Origin of the sequence: Caldivirga sp. UBA161, from assembly GCF_002506515.1 — an archaeon.
Taxonomy (GTDB): Archaea; Thermoproteota; Thermoprotei; order Thermoproteales; family Thermocladiaceae; genus Caldivirga.
This window is the reverse complement of the sequence record NZ_DAXS01000011.1, coordinates 31,377-49,538: the sequence shown is the minus strand read 5'-3', so window position 1 is coordinate 49,538 and position 18,162 is coordinate 31,377. Positions and strand designations below refer to the sequence as shown.

At 43.6% G+C, this 18,162-nt stretch carries 17 protein-coding genes; 10 read left to right on the top strand and 7 right to left on the bottom strand.

Annotated elements, in window-relative coordinates; genetic code table 11:
* From BP896_RS01460 to BP896_RS01440, 5 genes are all read right to left on the bottom strand, one after another.
* A partial coding sequence (locus tag BP896_RS01460; protein WP_291764900.1) for an energy-coupling factor ABC transporter ATP-binding protein occupies window positions 1-841 on the bottom strand: 841 nt, incomplete at its 3' end.
* 8 nt (window positions 842-849) lie between these two features.
* Window positions 850-1,623: a hypothetical protein gene (locus BP896_RS01455; RefSeq protein WP_291764899.1), complete on the bottom strand. Its 774-nt coding sequence runs from the start codon at window positions 1,621-1,623 to the stop codon at window positions 850-852.
* 509 nt (window positions 1,624-2,132) lie between these two features.
* Window positions 2,133-3,764, bottom strand: a complete 1,632-nt coding sequence (locus BP896_RS01450) for an acyl CoA:acetate/3-ketoacid CoA transferase (protein WP_291764897.1) — start codon at window positions 3,762-3,764, stop codon at window positions 2,133-2,135.
* 178 nt (window positions 3,765-3,942) lie between these two features.
* Window positions 3,943-5,265, bottom strand: a complete 1,323-nt coding sequence (locus BP896_RS01445; protein ID WP_291764896.1) for a UbiD family decarboxylase — start codon at window positions 5,263-5,265, stop codon at window positions 3,943-3,945.
* A 58-nt stretch (window positions 5,266-5,323) separates the two neighbouring features.
* The gene (locus tag BP896_RS01440) at window positions 5,324-6,238 is read right to left on the bottom strand and encodes a hypothetical protein (protein ID WP_291764895.1); all 915 of its coding nucleotides are present in this window, start codon (window positions 6,236-6,238) and stop codon (window positions 5,324-5,326) included.
* A 92-nt stretch (window positions 6,239-6,330) separates the two neighbouring features.
* On the opposite strand from BP896_RS01440, the gene BP896_RS01435 reads away from it, so the two are divergent.
* From BP896_RS01435 to BP896_RS01410, 6 genes are all read left to right on the top strand, one after another.
* Window positions 6,331-7,800: a type II/IV secretion system ATPase subunit gene (locus BP896_RS01435; protein WP_291764894.1), complete on the top strand. Its 1,470-nt coding sequence runs from the start codon at window positions 6,331-6,333 to the stop codon at window positions 7,798-7,800.
* Entirely contained in the window at window positions 7,800-8,612 is an 813-nt protein-coding gene (locus tag BP896_RS01430) for a type II secretion system F family protein (protein WP_291764905.1), read from the top strand. The genes BP896_RS01435 and BP896_RS01430 overlap by 1 nt, the downstream gene beginning before the upstream one ends.
* 51 nt (window positions 8,613-8,663) lie before the next feature.
* The gene (ndhC, locus tag BP896_RS01425) at window positions 8,664-9,068 is read left to right on the top strand and encodes an NADH-quinone oxidoreductase subunit A (protein WP_291764893.1); all 405 of its coding nucleotides are present in this window, start codon (window positions 8,664-8,666) and stop codon (window positions 9,066-9,068) included.
* A 43-nt stretch (window positions 9,069-9,111) separates the two neighbouring features.
* Complete coding sequence (gene nuoB / locus BP896_RS01420; RefSeq protein WP_291764892.1) at window positions 9,112-10,236, top strand: NADH-quinone oxidoreductase subunit NuoB; 1,125 nt, start codon at window positions 9,112-9,114, stop codon at window positions 10,234-10,236.
* A gap of 5 nt (window positions 10,237-10,241) precedes the next feature.
* Complete coding sequence (locus BP896_RS01415) at window positions 10,242-11,507, top strand: NADH-quinone oxidoreductase subunit D (RefSeq protein ID WP_291764891.1); 1,266 nt, start codon at window positions 10,242-10,244, stop codon at window positions 11,505-11,507.
* Window positions 11,508-11,580: 73 nt separating this feature from the next.
* Entirely contained in the window at window positions 11,581-12,135 is a 555-nt protein-coding gene (locus tag BP896_RS01410; RefSeq protein ID WP_291764890.1) for a nucleoside-diphosphate kinase, read from the top strand.
* Window positions 12,136-12,269: 134 nt separating this feature from the next.
* Here the strand turns inward: BP896_RS01410 and BP896_RS01405 are convergent, their stop codons facing one another.
* Window positions 12,270-13,250 (bottom strand): aldo/keto reductase, encoded by a 981-nt coding sequence (locus BP896_RS01405; RefSeq protein ID WP_291764889.1) that lies wholly within the window; start codon window positions 13,248-13,250, stop codon window positions 12,270-12,272.
* 105 nt (window positions 13,251-13,355) lie between these two features.
* On the opposite strand from BP896_RS01405, the gene BP896_RS01400 reads away from it, so the two are divergent.
* Together BP896_RS01400 and BP896_RS01395 are read left to right on the top strand one after the other, a co-directional pair.
* Window positions 13,356-14,483, top strand: a complete 1,128-nt coding sequence (locus BP896_RS01400) for a Gfo/Idh/MocA family protein (protein ID WP_291764888.1) — start codon at window positions 13,356-13,358, stop codon at window positions 14,481-14,483.
* A 2-nt stretch (window positions 14,484-14,485) separates the two neighbouring features.
* Window positions 14,486-15,262 carry a sugar phosphate isomerase/epimerase family protein gene (locus BP896_RS01395; protein ID WP_291764887.1) on the top strand — a complete coding sequence of 259 codons (777 nt, stop codon included), beginning with the start codon at window positions 14,486-14,488 and terminating at the stop codon, window positions 15,260-15,262.
* A gap of 24 nt (window positions 15,263-15,286) precedes the next feature.
* Here the strand turns inward: BP896_RS01395 and BP896_RS01390 are convergent, their stop codons facing one another.
* Window positions 15,287-16,126: a sugar phosphate isomerase/epimerase family protein gene (locus tag BP896_RS01390; protein WP_291764885.1), complete on the bottom strand. Its 840-nt coding sequence runs from the start codon at window positions 16,124-16,126 to the stop codon at window positions 15,287-15,289.
* A gap of 148 nt (window positions 16,127-16,274) precedes the next feature.
* Between BP896_RS01390 and BP896_RS01385 the strand changes: the two genes are divergently transcribed.
* Together BP896_RS01385 and BP896_RS01380 are read left to right on the top strand one after the other, a co-directional pair.
* Window positions 16,275-17,345: a Gfo/Idh/MocA family protein gene (locus tag BP896_RS01385; protein ID WP_291764883.1), complete on the top strand. Its 1,071-nt coding sequence runs from the start codon at window positions 16,275-16,277 to the stop codon at window positions 17,343-17,345.
* Window positions 17,342-18,142, top strand: a complete 801-nt coding sequence (locus tag BP896_RS01380; RefSeq protein WP_291764881.1) for a sugar phosphate isomerase/epimerase family protein — start codon at window positions 17,342-17,344, stop codon at window positions 18,140-18,142. Before BP896_RS01385 ends, BP896_RS01380 begins: the two co-directional genes overlap by 4 nt.
* The last annotated feature ends 20 nt before the right edge of the window (window positions 18,143-18,162 follow it).

The window sequence follows — 18,162 nt, the reverse complement described above, 5'->3', positions numbered from 1 at the left end:
CATTAATAACTTCCAGTTTATTTGCAGCCCCGATTTCAAGAAACTCCCCAATAGATACTCGGTAGTAGTCTGATTTCCCATTAATCATCCTATATAGCGTAGTTACTTGTGGTTCCTCAACACCAAGTTTAGTTAGGTCCTTGACCATTGCCCTATGTGGTTCATCATCGATGTATATGGTTCCATCCTTAAGGCCAATAACCCTATCCACCATGCCAATAACCCTCTCAACCCTATGCTCACTCATGATTATTGTAAGCCCCTCATCATTAAGCCTCTTAACGAGGCTAAATATCTGCTCCGCACCAACGGAATCAAGCATTGACGTTGGTTCATCAAGGATTAGAATCCTGGGTTTAACCGCTAAAACACCAGCAATAACAAGCCTCTGCTTCTCACCACCACTTAGTAGGAATGTTGGATGCTTCATCTTATGGGCAAGATTAACCAATTTAAGGGATTCAATAACCCTCCTCCTCATTTCCTCAGGCTCAATAGCCCTATTCTCAAGCCCAAAGGCAACGTCATCATCAACGATCAGCGAGAATATTTGGCTCTCCGGTATTTGATATACAGTGCCAACTATTGTGGCCATTTCATGAACGGGGGTTTTCCTTGGATCACGATTAGCAACATTAATTGAACCCCTGACAGTGGCGCTTATTATGTTCGGTATAACACCGTTTATTACATTAAGTAATGTGGATTTCCCAGAGCCTGTCCTACCCACGAGAAGTATAAACTCACCCTCCTCGACCTCAAGTGATAGGCTCCTAAGGACAGGCTTATTATAACCAAAGTAACGAACAAAAAGATTATTAATTTTAATAATCTTAGCCATATATCCCCCTAAGCCAGTACCTTCTTAATGTAGTAAATGAATGGCGCCACAACAAGTCCAAGAACAACACCAGCACCTATACTGGTTATGGTTGTTATGAACCAGAAGCTTGGTGTGAATGATATACCCAAGACAAATGGACCCCAGAAGCCCCTCCACCAGAATGGATATGCAATTGAGATAGTAACGCCGCCCAATATAGCATCAACAATGAATAATAACCTAGCAGGCTTTAATTCCTCCTCCAACTCCTCACTAGCTATGGATCCATCTTCAGTAGCCTTGTAATCAGCTGAACTCTTAAAAATACCCTTAAATGGCATTAAATAATACTTCCCCCTATATATTAGCCATATGTCAATTATCGCTGCATATGATGTAACTTCATAGAGGAACCAGAAGGGTTCACCACCAAAACCGTAATGAATAATGTCGGAGAGGAGGGTGTAAGTGAATATTACTAAACCAGCGGAACCAGGTTTACCAACCAATGATGCAGCTAACATTACTAAGAACATTTCACCAATAATTGGGTAATAGAAGTACGTTGTTACTGTACCAACCTTAGGTATTAATGGCGATATGAAGAAATTGTACACGATAAGCAACGCAGCTATTAATGCTATATAAACGAAATCAATAGTCTTAAAATTACCGAAAGGCTTACCCTCCCTGGGCCTCCAGGCCCATGCTAATAGAGCGAAGTAAAGTAACGTCCATATGAAGATAACGTACCAGGGCATTATGGTGTTTAAGTTAAAGTGTACGCCATTCCAAACCATGTACTCACCAAGGGATACTGACGGGATTATTTAAAAAATTTACGTAGGTACTGCAACTATACTATTTAGAAGAATATATACCACGACAATATAATTTTAAAGTATGAAGACTCCAGTAATTTCATTATACTCATTAAGTGAAGGGGGTTAAATATAACTTCACTAGTGTACTTAAAGTCTCTCAATACTGGGATCTTTTACGCAACTTCAGGATAATTCATTTCAGCGGCCTTCTGAATATACATTAAATTCCTAATTAACCTTACCTAATTTATTAATTAAGATTTAAATATTAGGTGCTGAGCTGCCTACAGATCTCTCCGTAACAAAACACTTGAATAATCCTATTACACTAAATGCCTCTATCTCCTTTCCAAGCAATTGTAGTACTTGAGGTAGTGCATACTAGTATTATGCTTCTTCATTCAAGTTCACTATGAGGCTTTGCATAAGCTTATTACTGAAGGTCCGCCCTTTAGGGTGGAGGTCAAGTGAAGTATATTGAATACTCATTGCTTAAGCATCTTTAAGGCTATTTCCCTTAACCCAAGCTTCCTATCCTTAAATAATTCAGGCTCCATCTGCCTTATATCCCTAGATAACTGTGGCTTAAACTCCATCTTACTTAAAATATCCTTCTCAATGTCTACACCCGGTGCATATTCCTCAAGCAGTAACCCCCCTGGTGTTAACCTGAATACTGCCCTTTCAGTGATGTAAAGTACTTCCTTACCAGCCTTTAGGCCTAATTCAGCATTGAAGGCTATCTTATAGGGCTTCTTAACGAACTTAACAATATCCCCATCCTTCCCAATAATCAGCCTACCGTTCTCAACCCTAATATCCCTCTTACCTGCGGTGAAGGCTCCGGCGAAGTATATTCTGGGTGCACCATGAACTATTGATGGGAATCCACCCGGTCCAGGGAGCCTCTCAGGTAGGAAACTTGGATTAACGTCACCCCTCGGTCCAATCTGCATGAACCCCAGTGAAGTGGCGTTAATTGCCCCACCCTCATATATTGTGAATTGGTCAGGCATTGGTATTACGGCGAATGGAGCTATGGCTACCCCAAAGTCATCACCGTTTAAGGCTATTCCACCCCATGGGCCTGACTCAACGGTGGTGAAGATTAAATCCCCAAGCCCCTCCTCACTAATAACCCTAGCCACTGTTGATGGTATTCCAATGCCTAGGTTGACTATAAGTGGCTTACCCACCTTACCAAGTAGGTTAACTAACTCAACGGTAACCCTCCTGGCTATTACCTTCTCCAAGTCTAGTTTACCATCCTGCTGGAGGCAAATGTTACTTGGGGTAATGCGCCCACATACCCTTGGGTCATATTTTATTGATGCTGATTGAGGGTGGTACTCCATGGGTGCCTCAATCACGTAGTCTATTAATGGCCCTGGGACGTGAACAACCTTAGGCCTTATTGAACCAGCCTTAGTAACATACATTACCTGGGCTATTACCACGCCTGGGTTAGGCATTGCCTTAGTGGCTTGGGTTATGGCTAATACAGTGCCGTATATTGCCTCATCCTCCATGCTTAAGTTACCTAACTCATCAGCTGTTGAACCCCTTATTAAGGCGGCATTGGGCTTTGGGCAATCATACATTAAGTACTCCTCACCCTTAATCTCAATTAACTCAACCCTACACACTTTACGCTCCCTAGCTAATTCATTAAGGTAAATACCGTCATACCTAGGATCAAGGAAAGTACCTAAACCAACCTTAGTAATCACAGGTAAGCCAAGTGCCTTACTCCTAAACCAATGCGCTGATACGCCTATTGGCCAAGTGTACGCCTCAACCCTATTCTCAAGGGCTAAGCGTTGAAGCCACGGTGATTGACCTAGGAATGGAAGCATGAAGCCCCTAATGAAGTTGAAGTCACCCTCATCGTACATTGACTTAGCTACTAAGTCAAGGCCGCGATTATTAGCTGCAGGTAACGTGTCCGATATTACGAATAAACCACTGGGATGCCCGGTCCTCCTGTATATGTCAAAGAGCTTTACTATAAGGTATTCAGGCATTGTTGCCGCGTTGAAGCCTGAAATAGCCACCACTGAATTATCCTTAATACTACTTAATGCCTCCTCAGCATCAGTAATCTTAGCGATAGCCATTTAACCCCTAGCTGAGGTTAGATGTTCAAGCTTAAATCACCTATTTCATTTTATATTAACCAAGAATAAAACGCATATTAGGCAAATGTCGGATACTAAAAACCCCACTCACATTTACTCTAACCTAACACTTAATAAGAGTGCACTTTAAAAACCCTCCCATATGATTAAATCCCTATTACTCGAGTTTAACCTCATTAATATTAATCCTCTCCGGTATCCTAGCCCTCTCGAACCTCAAGGCATCCTTACTTAATGGCCTAGTGGCGTCAATACCCATCTTCGTTGTTAAGCCTATTGATTGATCAATCGCCGCTGGGTCAAGGCTTGAACCCCTAGCACCCTCAATTATCACTAAGTCCTCGTCAGCCCTAAACCTCGTTGCAATAGCCCACTCAACCTCGCTTAAATCATCAATGTTAATATCATCATCAACAACCACAACATGCTTTAAGCTTGGGTGAGCGGCGAAGGCGGCTAGTATTGCGTTCTTACCCTCACCCTCAATGGTCTTCCTAATAGCCACAATGGCGTGAAGCCAACCCCCACCACCCCTAGTTAACCTAACAGCCTTAACATCAGCCACAGCCCTAACAGCATTCCATATCCTAGCCTCCTTCTCAAAACCCATTAAAACTGAATTCTCCGCATCACCTGCAATAAGCACGTGGACTATTGGGTTAGGCTTAACGTAGACTGCGGTTATTTTAACAATGGGCTGCCTCCTAACTACATCATACGTACCCATTACGTCAACGCATGGCCCCTCATCATGCTCAGCATCCTTAAGAATGAAGCCCTCCATAACCACCTCAGCATCAACTGGAACTGGAATACCGTTACTCAGCCTAAAGACCCTTAATTCACCGTTCATGAGCCTATTAGCAACACCTAATTCACTGACGCCATATGGTGGTGAGGAGGCTGAAGCTAATAGGAAGGCTGGGTGAGTGCCCCAGACTATGGCTATTGGCGTATCACGACCCTTAGCCTTATTATCATTAAAGATCCTGTATAGGTGCCTTGGTACAAGCCTAATCACGAACTTATCCCTATCAATAACTGTGAGCCTATGAAAGGAGGCATTAACGTAATCGCCTAAGCCAAGAACCACACCACTGGTTAAGCATGGCCCAGGCTCCCTCTCAAAGAACCTTGGTATTGGGAGTTTACGTAAATCAACCTCACTTAACCTAGTGAGCGGGAAGTCGTTAACCTCCCTTGGTTCAAGGGGATTAGCCTCAGCGTTAAGGAGCTTAATATAAGCCTCCTCTGCACTGTTGGCTTTTAGGGCCATCATTAACTTAACCCTAGTATCCAGTATGTTAGCCACAGCCCTGAAGCCTGGGTGATCCTTAATATTGCTGAAGAGTAACGCTGGCCCCATGCCACTGAACCTATGGGCTATTAGCGGTATGTCAAACTCCACCGCCATGGGTGAATTAACAACCTTAAGTAAGCCGGCTCCCCTTAATTCACTAAGGTAATTGCTCAAGTCCATTAAACACGCATCTAAAGGATACTTAATTAAACATTAACCGCATTACGTAAATGATCAACTATACGTGCATTATTTGGGGCATGTAGAGGTTTAGCACGTAGTTAAGCGCCACAGCCATTATGGTCATTATTGATGAGTGCATTAAACCAACGCTGAGGTTCCTGTAAACCACCTTACCAATTATCATACCTGTGAAGAGCGATTGGATCATTATACTGTAGACGAATAAGGTGTTGATGACGTTAACGCTTAGGCTACCGAGTGATATTAGGCCAGTGGGTAGGGAGCTTGCTATTGTTGATGCAGTTGAAATTAACCTCGGTATTAATATGGCTAATATTACTGATCCTAGGAATACGTACACTACTATTATAGTATAGGCTAATGCAATGTAGGGTTTAAGGGCATTCACTTTATCAAGCTCATTAATGACAACATTATCCAACTCCCTATAGGCTAAGTCAAGAACATCAGTAGCCTTAGCGCCACTCCTTAGGGCTGATTCAAGAACTATCGAAACTAATTCAAGGTACCTATTGTTAAGCTCATGGGCGAGGCTCATTAAGGCATTACTTAATTCACTTGGCCCTATTACACTTAACCTAAGCCTACCACTAAGCTCCCTAACTAAGACGCTACCATGCCTAAAGGTTAAGTTAATAGTCTCTGTTATGGTTAAGCCAGTGCTTAACCCATCCCTAATCATCCTAATGAATGTGGGTAACTCACCTGTAATGTAATTATTAATCCTCCACCTATTGAATCCAGGCATTGATGCAACCAATATTACTAAGGCCGCTGAGATTACGTATACTGATACATAAATATAATTACTGGGTAATGCCAAGTTAAGTGAAATATTCATGGCGCTTAAAGTAACCACCACCTTAGGTGATGTTAAGTAACTGAGTACAATAATTACTAATACCACCAGTACAGTAATGGATCTAGTGATTGCACCTAGCTTAACCATTAATGTATTAACCCTTAAGCGCCTTATAAACGTAATACTCATTGGATCTAAAGTAAAGGATTAAAAATACTACTGTAGTATTAGTATACCTAATGTATGTTAATGATTACGCCATATTAGATGGGCTAGTGCATGTATCAATACTTGTGAATAAGGATGGGCAGCATGTCTACTGGGTGGAGGAGCCTAAGTTAAGTAAGGAGGAGGAGAATATACTCATGAGGGTAAGGGATGAATTAGGGAAATTAATGAGCGCTAGGAATGCCCCATCAATATACGATTATGGTAACGTTAGGGAGTACGTTAAGGGTATTGCTGAGTCATTGATTAGGCGCCACGCACCCAATATTAGTCCTGAGGGGGCTAGAAGAATAATGTACTACGTATTGAAGAATACGGTAGGCTTCGGCCCCATTGAGCCCCTTGTTAATGATCCCAGGGTTGAGGATGTCCACATTAATGGCCCAGGTAGGGGCGTTTACGTGTGGCATAATAAGTATGGCCACATTAAGACTAACATCAGCATTACTGATGATGAATTAAGTAGACTAGTAACCCTCCTCTCCCAGAGGATAAGGAGAAACCCCAGTTCAGCATCACCAATACTTGAGGGGCTACTAATGCCTGAGAACTTCAGGGTTGAGATGCTACTTAGGGATGTTGCCTCAATAGGCCCAATTCTAACTATTAGGAAGTTTAGGGAGATTCCATTAACCGTGGTGGAGATGATTAAGTTAGGCACATTAAGCAGTAAGTTGGCTGCCTACCTATGGTTCATGCTTGATCACAGCGTCAGCATACTCATAATAGGACCCACTGGTGCAGGGAAGACAACGCTACTTAATGCCCTACTCTTCCTTGTTAGGAATGGGTTTAGGATAATTACGATTGAGGACGCTAGGGAATTGTACCTACTTCACGACCATTGGGTGCCCTTAGTGGCTAGGACCTCAGAGATGCCTGGGGTCGCTAATGTTGATTTATACGAATTAGTTAAGGTATCCATGAGGCTTAGGCCGGATTACATTGTTGTTGGTGAATTAAGGGGTGAGGAATCATACGTCTTCTTCCAGGCATTGGCAAGTGGGCACACTGGCTTATCCACATTACACGCATACTCAGCTGAAATGGCCATTAGGAGGCTGTTATCTAAACCCATGGAGATACCTGCAACCCTATTAACATCACTGGGCGTTATTGTGCAGATAAGTGTCGTGGCTAAGGGTGATGAAATAACGAGGAGGGTTACTAGGGTTGAGGAGGTTATTGATGTTCAGGAGGATAGGCCAATACTTAATAGGGTTTTCGAATGGAGGAGGAGCGATGATAGTATAGTTAATGTTAATGATTCAGTACTGATAAATAGAATTATTGAGAACCATGCACTGCAACCCAATGAGGTTAAGGCTGAGTTGAGTAGGAGGGAGAAGCTCATAGAACTCATGGTTAAGAGTAATGTGTTATCCCCCAGCAGCGTCTTTGAGATTATTAACAAGTATTACGTGAACCCTGATGAAGCCTTCAATGAGTTAAATGAACGTAATGCCGGTGAAGGTAAGTGATGTTTAGTAACCCCATTACGGTGCTTAAGAATTGGCTTGACTCATACTCACACCAAGTCAGCATTAAGAGCGGGTACACTATATCATCTGACTTAATTAAATTTAGTATGCTTTACTTATCTGCCCAGGCAATAGCATCACTTACCTTAGCCATTATTCTAATTAGGCTGGGGCCTAGGGTTTCACTACTCTTTATCCTAATTTCAGCATCATCATTAACGGCAATAGGCATGATTAACGCCTACATTGTGATTAGGCTTAGGTCAAGGGCTAGGAAATTCGACAAATCAATGGTTACAATACTGTTAACAATTATACCATTAATGGCTAGTGGAGAACCATTAGTTAACGTATTCAATTACCTAGCCTCCATTAAAATTGAACCTGAGGTTAATGGTGAATTCAAAAGACTAGTAAGCGAAGTTTACAGCGGCTTCGACATAGTGAGCGCGGTTAAGAGGAGTATTGAGAGGGTTCCATCCAAGATGTATAATGACGTAATGGGCATAATTATTGAATCATATGGGGTAAGTAGCAGTATAGCTGATGTACTTATGCTTAAGTTAGATTCAATAATAAGGGGGGAGCAGTCAACGTTTAGGTCAAAGACGCAGGCATTATCATTAATGATGGAGGTTTACGTGGTTTCAGCTCAACTACTGCCAATACTGCTCATAATATTAACCATATCACTAGCCCCATTAGGCTCTATTCCAATAAGCCCAGAAGCTCTAATACTACTCATGTTCCTAATCTACATACCGGTAGTCGGCTCAGTATTCTACATAGTAATAAGTGGGCTACTGGATTAGTGAATAAGCCATTAGGGTAAAGCATAAATACTAAGCCTGGGAGCCATGAGTATGGCCTACTGGGGTGTATTGGCTGCTGTACTTTTCCTAGCATTCATAGGACTGGTGGTGGATGGGGTAATACTACTCATTAGGAGGATAATTAAGGTTAGGGTAACAAACCCAATTAAGGTCATGAGGTTTGAGGCTGGTAATGCACCGGTAGGTCCTGTGAGAAGTACCTTACCTATGCAGTACGTTGGCTTCCTACTCATGTTCCTAGCAGTAGAACCCATTGTGGCGCTTCTACTGGCCTTATCAATAGCCTTCACAAGCCCCTTAAACATGGGTTATGCACTGCTTTTCACAGCCTTCATTTTAACCTACTCACCATTAATCTATGTAGCCTACAGTGACGTTAAGTACATGGCCTACGAGGCTCCTCGTAGAGTTATTTTAAGTGGAAGCAGTGAATAGTAATTTTTAAAAACGTAACAAGTCCAATAGGTTGTGAGTAATTATGGGTAATACAACTGTTAACACGTTGAAGATAACGTTAAAGACCATTGGAATGGATATTAAGCTGCTGCCGGATTCATTAGCTAGTTGGGGTACTAAATTCTCAATATGGCCGGCCCACTTGGTTACAGCATGTTGTGGGGTGGAGTTTGCGCATACATCAGCCCCAGGCTATGATGCAGAGAGGTGGGGGTTCTTACCCATATTTGGACCTAGGCAAACAAACGCAATAGTAATAGAGGGTACTGTAACTAGGAAGATGGCTAAGGTTGTTAAGACCGCCTATGAGCAGATGCCTTACCCCAAGTTCGTCATAGCCATGGGTTCATGCGCAATGGAGGGTGGGGTATTCTGGAACTCATACCATGTTGTTAGAGTTAATGAGGTTATTCCCGTTGATGCATGGGTTATGGGTTGCCCACCAACTCCTGAAGCTGTGATTAAGGCTATTAGGATGGTTCAGAATAAGATTGAGGGTAAGGAGGTTAAACCCAACATAAGGCCTAACCCAGTTGACTTATCTAAGGTACTTAAGCCTGATAAACCCCAAAGGCCACCTAACCCACCCCACAGGATTGAGTTTGAATTAATTAAAGATATTAATGTCTGTAAACCAGCGGCCAGCGTTAAGTGGGAGCTTGGGCAGAAGCTTATTGATGGTGTTAAGGAGTCCTTGAAGGATGGCGTTAAGAATGCCGCCGTAAGGGGTGTTAATGACCTATGCATTATGCTAAGTAACCAGAATCACCTTAAGGATGCCGTACTCTCAGCCTTTAAACTGGGCTTCGACCACGTTAAGTCAATTAACGTAATAGACCTCATAAATTCTGGCGTCTTTAGGATGGAGTATGTGCTTGGCTCATACTCAAGTAAGGAACTGCAACCAGTCCTATTAACAATATACTTTGATGTACCTAGGGATGAGGCTAAGGTACCCTCAATAATTGATGTTTACCCTGGCGCTGATTACCAGGAGAGGGAGCTTCATGACTTATTCGGCGTCTGGTTTGATGGTAATCCATGGATGGGCAATAACTTTATCCTAGACCCAGACACGCCTGTTAAGTACCCACTTAGGAAGGAGTATAGGATCCCCTCACTTAAGGGAGTTGTGGTGGAGAGGTGATTAATATGGCTGAACGAGAAGTCTCAATTAACGTACCCGTGGAAGTGCCAACTGAGGTTAAGTCACTCTTCCTACCTATTCCCAAGAACCTGGTTGAGGAGGCTTATAAGTCGGATGAGTATCTAGTCCTCATTGGCCCAGCTCACCCAGGCAGTGGACACATGAGGATTATCTTAAGGTTAAAGGGCGATTACATTGTTGAGGCAATACCAGACCCAGGTTACGTGCATAGGGCTGTGGAGAAGCTTGCCGAGACGAGGCTCTTCGTACATAATATACCGCTTGTGGAGCGCCCTACAATAGCTGAGTCATCAATAATGGACCATGGTTACGTTAGGGCTATTGAGGAGTTAGGCCAACTAGATGTACCACCAAGGGCCCAGTACCTTAGGGTTATTATGGATGAGTTAAGTAGGATAGGTGACCACCTCTACGATACAGGGATACTGGCAGTATTCCTAGGCCACTCCACAGGCTACATGTGGGGTTTTGGGCTTAGGGAATTCATAACGGACGCCTTAGCTAGGATGACTGGAGCTAGGATAACGGTATCCTTTGTAATACCTAGTGGTGTGAGGTGGGATGTTCACCCAGATGCCTTAAGGTACATCTATAACATGACCTTCTTCATTGAGAAGAAGATTGATGAACTAGGAACAATATTCACCAAGAACCCAGTAACGGTAAGTAGGATGAAGGACGTGGGCGTCTTAACTAAGGACCAGTGCATTAAACTGGGGGCTGTTGGACCATTCCTAAGGGCCTGTGGCGTCGAGTATGATACTAGGAAGGCTAGGCCATACGCCGTTTATAATCAATTAGAGTGGGAGGTACCTGTGGCTGATGAATGCGACTCTTACTCAAGGTTCCTGGTTAGGGTTGAGGAGATTAGGCAAAGCCTTAACATAATAAGGCAGGCGGTTAAGAATATTCCCGAGGGGCCGGTGATAGGTAATAAGTTAATGGCTAGGGTACCGCCTAAGGAGAGGGAGAGGGTTGCTAAGGATATTAGGAATTACTTATTTAGGCTATTAATAGGGTTAACGCTACCTGAGGGGGAGGCCACCACATTAACTGAGGCAGCCAGGGGGACTCTACTCTACTCCCTTGTGAGTGATGGGAAATCCAACGTACCCTATAGGCTTAGGATGATTACACCATCATGGTATAACCTTAGGCCATTTATGGAGAGCCTAAGGGGCTATAGGTTAATGGACTTACCAGCCATATATGGTTCATGGGGTTACTTCCCACCTGAGGCTGATAGGTAACGTTAACTTTAACTTAAAACTAGTTCCTCCATCATGTGGAAACGCTTTAAAGGGGTATGGGTAATGGCGCCTTATGGCCATTGAGAGGACACTCGTAATAGTTAAACCTGATGGCGTGAGGAGGGGGTTAATAGGTGAGGTTGTTTCAAGGCTTGAGAAAGTTGGCCTTAAGATCGTGGCCATGAAGATGGTTTGGGCAAGTAAGGATAAGATTGAGGGATTTTACCCAAGTAGTGCTGATTGGCTCAGGAGTGTTGGTAATAAGACTCTTAATAGTTACAGGGAGATGGGTATTGATGCGAAGGCTGAGTTAGGTACTGATGATCCTGTGGAGATTGGTAAATTAGTTAAGAAGTGGCTAGTGGATTACATGACTGAGTCACCCATAGTCCTCATGGTTGTTGAGGGTAATCACGCTGTTGAGGTTGTTAGGAAGCTTGTAGGTAATACACTACCATATAAGGCTGAGCCAGGGACAATTAGGGGTGACTACTCAGTGGATAGCCCCGACCTAGCTAATAAGGAGAAGAGAGCTATAAGAAATATTGTACACGCCAGCGACAGCCCTGAGGAGGCTAAGAGGGAGATAAGCCATTGGTTTAGAGAAGACGAAGTGTATAATTACTAAGCCTGCTTTCAAATTCACTGAGCAGGTGAATGAAAATTGGCCTTAAGGGAAATATTAATTATGCTGAGGATGTTAAGTACATGAGAAAAGGAGGAAATAAGGGATTAGTTACTTGTGCTTTCATTATAAATAATTCATCTATGCCCGAAGACTGGTTTTGGTTTGTATGGTTCCTCAAGGTACTTTACCTCATCATCAGTTAGCTTAATGCTAATAGCACCTACAGCCTCCTCCACGTGTTCTGGTTTAGTAGTACCTATTATTGGTGCTGTAACACCCTTATGCAGCAGCCATGCGTATGCTATTTGAGCTGGTGTTGCCCCCTTATTCTTAGCAACCTCAATAACCCTCCTGAGGATCTCAGCATTCTCAGGAGGCTCCACGTAAATCCTATAGTCACCACTACCTGGCCTAACCCTAGTCTCAGTTTCAGGTACAATTATTTTACCATCCTTATAGTACTTACCTGACAATATGCCGGCCGCGGTTGGGCTCCATGGTATTATGCCAATACCATGGGCCTTACAGAATGGTATCATTTCCCTCTCCTCCTCCCTATAAAGTAGGTTGTAGACGTTCTGCATACTTATGAACTTCTCATAGCCCTTCATTTCAGCAATATATATGGCTTTTGCGAATTGCCATGTCCACATGCTTGATGCTCCAATGTACCTTACTTTTCCTTGGTGTACTAGGTCTGTTAGTGTGGATAATGTTTCCTCAATTGGCGCCTCGTAATCCCACCTATGAATCTGATACAAGTCAACGTAATCAGTATTAAGCCTCCTAAGCGAAGCATTAATCTGCCACATAATATGCTTCCTAGACAAACCCCTACCATTAGGATTATCACTCATCTGCCCAAAAACCTTAGTGGCAATAACAACATCATCCCTCATACCCTTAACCAATTCACCAACAATTTCCTCACTCCTACCCCTGGAATAGACATTAGCAGTATCAATGCAGTTTATACCCAGATCCCAGGCCTTCTTCCAAACCTTCCTAGCATCCTCAAGCTCAACCATCCATGGAGCAGTATTACCGAACTGCATGGCGCCAAGGCATATTCTCGATATTTTCAAACCTGTATTACCTAAGTTAACGTACTCCATACTAGTTCTAGGAGGGTTAATTAAGTTAATTTATAAAAGTTGCCGTTAATTAAAATTAATGAAGCAATACTTATAAGTAGTACTTAATTCAGGTCTTAGATAAGTATGTCATCAACATCCACCACGCCTCAGGTTGTGAAGGTTGGTTTCGTGGGTTGCGGTGGTATTGTTCAGGGTGCTCACGCACCTAGTTTGGCCCAATTACCTAATGTTAAGCTTGTGGCCTGTGCTGATGTTGATAAGGCACGTGTTGCTGAATTCCTTGATAAGTATAAGCTTAACTTCTACACTGATTATAAGGAGATGCTTGCTAAGGAGGTCCCTGATGCAGTGGTAATAGCTACACCCAATGCCCTACATGCCCCAGTAGCCATAGATGCCTTGGAGAGCGGGGCACATGTGTTGACTGAGAAGCCCATGGCCATTAATGTTGATGAGGCTGTTAAAATGGTTGAGGCTGCTAGGAGGAGGCAGAGGGTGCTTATGGTTGGGCACCACATGAGGTTTGAGAGGAGTATTCAAGTTGGTAGGAAGTTTATAACCAATGGTAGGTTAGGTAAAATATACCACATTAGGGCCCTTCACCTTAGGAGGAGGGGTATTCCATCAACAGTAACCTTCCTCCAGAGGAAGTACTCTGGGGGTGGGCCAATGTGGGATATTGGTGTTCACACTATTGATGCAACAATGTTCATGGCCAACTTCCCTAAGCCAGTGGCTGTGGTTGGTAAGGTTTACTCAGCCTTCTCGGATAAGGCTTACATGAGGATGAATTACCCAGTCCCAATGACCTCTCAATTCGCCTATACAGCACCAATGGATGTTGAGGACTTTGCAATGGGTTTAGTTAAGTTTGAGGATGGTTTAACAATGTACATTGAGGCTACTTGGGCAACATACATTAGGGAGGATAGGCATGAGATAGCCATAATGGGTACTGAGGGGGGCATTCATTATGAGGGTGGTTCATTAAGTTATATCCACAGCATTGATGAGGAGTTCATAACATCAACACCCCTAATAGGCCAACAGCAGTCAGCCTACGCCCAGGAGGATAAGGCATTCATAGACGCCATAACCAAGGGTGCTGTTAAGGCTCCTTACCCAGCATGCACTGGTGAGCAGGGTGTGTTAGATGTGGCTATTATTGAGGCTATTTACAAGTCCGCTGAAAGTGGTAGGGAGGAGGCTGTTAATATTCCTAAGTCAATCATTGAGGCAATGGGGTGGTGAGCATGGGTGGCTTTAGGATTGCCCTACAGCTTTACTCACTTAGGGATGACATGCCCAAGGACCCATTTGGCACCGTTAAGGCTGTTGCCGAAGCCGGCTTCGACGGTGTTGAGTTCGCAGGCTTCTACGGTAAGTCGGCATTAGAGTGGAGGGAATTCCTTGATAAGGTTGGTTTAGAGGTTGCTGGAGCCCACATTGGTGTGAACAGCTTCATTGGTGATGAATTAAATAAGACTATTGAGTACAATAGGCTGCTTTGGAATAGGAACCTAATCATACCGGGTGTACCCGAGGAGTGGAGGAGGGGTAAGGCTGGTTGGTTGAGGTTCGCCAGTATGCTTAATGACTGGTCTAGGGTATTAAGGGCCTATGGCATGAGGATTGGTTACCATAATCACTGGCTTGAATTCCAGCCTATTGAGGGGGAGTTACCCTTCCACTTAATCTTCAGTAACACTGATAGTAGCGTTATGGTTCAAATAGACATAGGCCACGCCTATAGGGCTGGCTTAAGTAATAATGATATTATTGAGTTAATTAAGAGGTATAGTGGTAGGGTAATTACAGTGCACATTAAGGATTACTCAAAGGAGAAGGGGTATAATTTAGCCGTGGGTGAGGGGGAGTTAAATTGGCCTGAAATACTGAGTGCATTAAGGAAGTATGGGGGGACTGAATGGTTAATAATTGAGAATGAGGAGTACCCGTATAAGCCACCCATTGAGACTGTGAAGGTTAGTATAAGGAACCTAAGAAGTGCATTAAGTACAGTTAGTTAATTTTAAACTATTCATTAAGACCCCTTATTTCCTTAAATTAAGCACCTTATCAGCAACCCCAAGTTCACTTAGAATACTCACAATACCCCTAAAGGACTCCCTAGTCCCCTCCTCCTTACTACCACTGGGTGGTACGTAATGTGTTTCCAGGGAGACCACACCACTGTAACCGCTACTTAGAAGTGCCTTGAATTGGCCACGGTAATCAACCATACCCCCACCCACTGGCTTCCAGGTGTAGTGGCCATTCTCCACTGCAGCATCCTTAACGTGAATATGCATTATTAAGTCCTTAACAGCATCATAACCATATGGGTAAGGCGTCTCACGGGCGAAGAAGGCGTTGCCTGGATCCCAAAGCACTCTAACATACTTGCTCCCAAGCCTATTAATGAATTCCCTAGCCTCCTTACCCGTACCCACTATGCAACTGTACTCATTCTCAACAACTAGGTGGAAGCCCTCCTGCTCCGCTAATTCAACCACTGGTTGGAAGCGTTCAATTAATTGATTCAAGTAATTACTCAACTCCCCCTGCCACCAGAATGTGAATATCCTAGTGTACTTTAAGTCAAGCTTCTTGGATAATTCAATAACTCTCCTTAAGGTATCAATATGCCTCCTATGGGATTCGGAGTCATTGATGTATGTTTTAAATATGAATGAGTCGAGGTTAGATATCTCTAAGCCATACTTCCTAACTAGGTTACTTACCTCATTAATCTCCGAATCTGATAATTGGGAAACATTACGCCCCCAAAGATCCCTAACCTCCACGTGGGTTGCCCCCAGTTCTGAAATAACCTTAAGTGAGTGCTCAAAGTCCTGGGAAACCTCATCTGAGATTACACCAAGCTTAAACATACTGACCTACTTTAAGTATACAGCCCTGTTTTAATAAGTATAGTCTAACAATTTTCCACAAGCATCATAATGCAAATGTCAAGTATTATAATTAAGTGAACTTTTAACCGCTGAATAATGCTTTAAAGTGAATACAGTAATTATCAGTATGCCCGGTAAGTTAGGTGTCGGTGTTGTTGGGCTGGGGGCTATTGGTGTGGTTCACGCAAGAGCAATTAAGGAACTGGAGCAGGAGGCTGGGTGGATTAAGCTTACTGCAGTTGTTGATCAGATTAAGGCTAGGGCTGATGAAATTGGTAGGCAATTTGGGGCTAAGTCATACTACACGCTGGATGAATTAGTGAAGGACCCTGACGTTGACGTAGTCACCATAGCTACCCCATCATACCTACACGCTCCCCAAGCCATGTATGCAATGGAGTATCATAAGCACGTTATCGTTGAGAAACCAATGGCAGTCACACTGGCTGGGGCTAGGGAAATGATTATGAAGGCTGAGAGGAATCACGTTAAGCTTGGCGTAATCTTCCAGGAGAGGTATGCTCCAGATATTATTAAGGCTAAGTCAATAATCAGTAGTGGGGGGTTAGGTAAAGTATTCCTAGTTGAGGCTAAAATGATGTGGTGGAGGGATGAGAGGAATTACTACAATAGGGATGAATTAGCCAGGAGTTGGAGGGGAATGTGGGAGACTGAGGGTGGGGGTGCCTTAACTAACCAAGGTATACACACAGTGGACTTAATGTACTGGTTAGGCGGTGAGGTTAGTGATGTCATGGGCTTCTACATAAACGCCTCACACCCCACAATAACTGTTGAGGATACTGCAGTTGCAGCCTTAAAGTACAGGAATGGTGCCCTGGGTTCCTTAGCCGCATCAGTGTCAACTCAGCCAAGCGACTTCCAATTCAGGGTGATTAGGATTTATGGAACTGAGGGGCAGTTGGAGATAAATGATAGAACCATTACGCTACTGGCAACAAACCAAAGTGGGGTTCAGAGGATTAGCCCTGAGGCTAAGAGGGATACCTTAACCCAAACTGAGAACCTCCATAAGACCCTCCTAAGGGACTTCCTGAACGCACTGCGTGAGGATAGGGACTTCCCGATAAATGGCTATGAGGGTATGAAGAGCCTTGAAGTAATTAAGGCAATATACTTATCCTCAAACACTGGTCAAGCCATTAAGCTACCACTTAACCAGGTGTACGTGGTATGAAATTAGCCTTCACCAGCCTAGCCTACCCTGAATTAACGCTAAGCGAGGTTCTAGAGAGGGTTAGGAGGTTTGGCTTCGATGGACTTGAGTTAAGGGTTGCTGAGGATGGGCAGCACTTGAAGCCAATATACCCAGTGCCTAGGCAGGAACTTGAGTTAATTAAATCCTCTGGAGTTAAGTTAAGTAACCTATCTGGCTACGCCTCCTTCGCCATGCCTAATGACCAGGAGAGGGCTAGGAATGAGGAGTTATTGAGGGTGCTCATATTGATTGCCAGGGAATTAGAGGCCCCTGGGGTTAGGGTTTATGGGGGTAGGGTTACTGATGATGTCGATAAGGCTGCTGAGAGGATAATTACCTCACTTAATAGGGTTGTTAAGTTCGCTGAGGATAATGGAGTTGCCATAATGATGGAGACGCATGATGATTGGGTTAAGGCAAGTAACCTTAGGAAACTTCTAAGAGGCCTTGATGAGGGCGTGGGGATCTTACTTGACTTCGCCAATGTGGTTGCCGCTGGGGAGGACCTTGATAATGTACTTGAGTTGGTTAAGGGGAGGGTTAAGCATGTTCACGTTAAGAACTTTAAACTGGTTAACGGTAAGATTAGGTACACTATACCGGATGACCCAGCTGGGTTAGTGCCGATTAGGAAGGTTGTTGACTACTTGAGGGGAATCGGCTTCCAAGGTTACTTATCGGTTGAGTGGGAGAAGAAGTGGCACCCTGAATTAGAACCTGGTGATGAAATACTACCCAAGTACTTAAGCTACCTGAGGAGTATAATTAAAACTTAGGCATTGCCTAATCCTTATAA